This is a genomic window from Virgibacillus sp. DJP39 (genome assembly GCF_049310925.1).
GTDB lineage: Bacteria > Bacillota > Bacilli > Bacillales > Amphibacillaceae > Virgibacillus_F.
This window is the reverse complement of the sequence record NZ_JBMERP010000153.1, coordinates 1-2,458: the sequence shown is the minus strand read 5'-3', so window position 1 is coordinate 2,458 and position 2,458 is coordinate 1. Positions and strand designations below refer to the sequence as shown.

At 36.3% G+C, this 2,458-nt stretch carries 2 protein-coding genes; both read left to right on the top strand.

Going from position 1 to position 2,458, the window contains the following annotated elements:
• Positions 1–108: 108 nt before the first annotated feature.
• Positions 109–1,662 (top strand): IS21 family transposase, encoded by a 1,554-nt coding sequence (gene istA / locus ACOI1D_RS21320; RefSeq protein ID WP_422504195.1) that lies wholly within the window; start codon positions 109–111, stop codon positions 1,660–1,662.
• Positions 1,655–2,407, top strand: a complete 753-nt coding sequence (gene istB / locus ACOI1D_RS21315; protein WP_422504194.1) for an IS21-like element helper ATPase IstB — start codon at positions 1,655–1,657, stop codon at positions 2,405–2,407. The genes istA and istB overlap by 8 nt, the downstream gene beginning before the upstream one ends.
• Positions 2,408–2,458 lie beyond the last annotated feature (51 nt).

Below are 2,458 nucleotides of genomic sequence, written 5' to 3'. Positions count from 1 at the left end.
TTTGTATATGGTAACTTAAAAGTGAGCCACAATGACAGTTGAAAACTGAGCCACTTTTGATAGACAATAACCCTAACGCAAGTTGGGGGGATATCAGGAGTGATTACAATGGAAAAGAAACAATTAGTTCTTCAAAAGTATCTAGAAGGTGTGAGCAAGAGAAAAATAGCTAAGAATGTAAAAGTATCAAGAAATACAGTAGATAAGTATATCCGAGAGTTTGAAATAAGTAGAAGCGAGGATGTTCGTGATCTACCGATCACAGAGGATATTATAAAGCCTCCGACCTATAAGAAAAGAGCAGGAAGAACGCAGGTATTGACGAAGGAAATCAAGGGGATTTTACTTGGGTATATAAAAGATAATACCTGGAAGCGAAATCATTATATGCATAAGCAGCAGATGAAAATGATCGATATGCATGAGAAATTAATAGATGCAGGATACGACATAGGCTACACTACTGTACGTAATTTTGTAAATAAAGAATCAGTAAAAATAAAAGAGGTATTCATTCGAAGGTATTGTAAACCAGGTTATGAAGTTGAATTTGATTGGGGACAAGTTAAGCTTGAAATTAATGGGGAGTTGAAAAGTTATTCGCTTGCGGTATTCACATTGGCCCATAGCAATTATCGGTTCGCCAAAATCTATCAATCCGAATCGCAGATTTGTGTACTAGATGTTCATTCAAAGTTTATCGAGCATATCGGTTTTGTACCTTCGGTATTTACCTATGACAATATGAGAACAGTTGTTAAATCCTTTGTAGGAACAGAGAAAGCCATAACAGACAGTATGATTAACATATCTAATTATTATCAATTTAAAATTCGATTATGTGAAGCACGTAAAGGGAATGAAAAGGGCCATGTCGAACGCAGTGTAGAGTTTATTAGAAGAAAGGCATTCTCATCTGAGTTTTCTTTTTCCAGCTTAGTTGAGGCTGAAGAACATTTACTGAGCGCGTTAAAGCGTATAAACGGGCGGTTGCATCACAAAGAGAATATAAAGCATATTGATTTAATGAATGAAGAGAAAAAGGTAGCAAAACAAGCAATAACTATTGCGCCATTTGATGGGGCTGAGTTAGTTGAATGCCGCGTGGATAAGTATAGTTCAGTGGTCATCAAACAAAACCATTATTCAGTGCCGGAAGGACACGTAGGAAAATGGATCAAAGCAAAAGTGGGAGCTGAAAAGGTAAAGTTATTTATTGAAGGAGATCTTGTGGCTAAGCATTCACGTAATTGGGGGATACATCAGTGGGAGATGGATATTTACCATTATTTAAACACCTTTCAAAAGAAAAAGGGTGCCATCGCTCAAAGTGAATGTTTGAAGCAGGCACCTAACCAAATTAAAAAATTATACAACAATTATTATATCGGAAAAGAGAAAGAATTCATAGAGTTACTCTTCTATATTAAAGAAAATAACAAGTTGAATCGGGTCATGGAGGCGGTTGAACAACTAAAAAACATTCGTATTGATTATGTGAACACAGAAAGAATTCTTTTCATTTGTGAGCAATCTACTCCTTCAGGAGTAAGATCGTTAGAAGTAGATGATACCTTGAAACAATCCGAAAGCAATATTAAGGCATATGCGCTCCTATTTAATCAACCTAAAGAGGAAAAAGGAGTGGCTTATAATGAATAAGAAACAGGAAGTTATTGATATATGTAAGAATTTACGATTGCCAAGCATTCGTAAGATGGTTCAAAATGAAACAGATTTTAAATACCCTGATCAAGCATTTGATGTTTTACATCAAGTGCTTATCCAAGAAAAGAGTGATCGTTTAGTACGCGCTAAATACAATCGAATTCGGGCGGCAAACTTCCCCGAGAAAAAGTTATTGGAGGAGTTAGAAGAAGAAGCTTTACCAGATGATGCGAAACGGAAATTACCACATTTGAAAACGTTGGATTTTATCAAAGAGGGTCAAAATATCATTTTAACAGGATCACCAGGCACGGGCAAATCTCATATTGCGGTAGGGCTTGGGATAGAAGCCTGCATGGCTGGTTATAAGGTGTACTTTGCGAGTGTATCGTCGTTAATCAATCAGCTTAAGGAATGCCGTTCTGAACGCACGCTGCGGGCATTTGAATTAAAGTTTGAAAAGTATGACTTGGTTATTATTGATGAACTTGGGTATATATCATTTGATAAAGACGGTGCTGAACTTTTTTTCTCACATCTATCGTTACGAGCTGGTAGAAAATCAACGATCATAACGAGCAACTTATCTTTTTTGAAATGGCAAGAGGTCTTTCATGATCCAGTATTAACAGCTGCGCTAACAGATAGACTTACACATAAATCACATGTTTTGAACATGAATGGTGTTTCTTATCGAATGAAAGAAACGGAAAAATGGATGGAAATGAACGAAGGTTAAGTGGCTCAAAATTAAATTGCGAAATGGCTCACTTTTCACTTGCGAAATACA

What these genes read in the sequence shown, in the direction of transcription:
- istA (WP_422504195.1), top strand. Translation starts at nt 109, where the DNA reads ATGGAAAAGAAACAATTAGTTCTTCAAAAGTATCTAGAAGGTGTGAGC.
- istB (WP_422504194.1), top strand. Translation starts at nt 1,655, where the DNA reads ATGAATAAGAAACAGGAAGTTATTGATATATGTAAGAATTTACGATTG.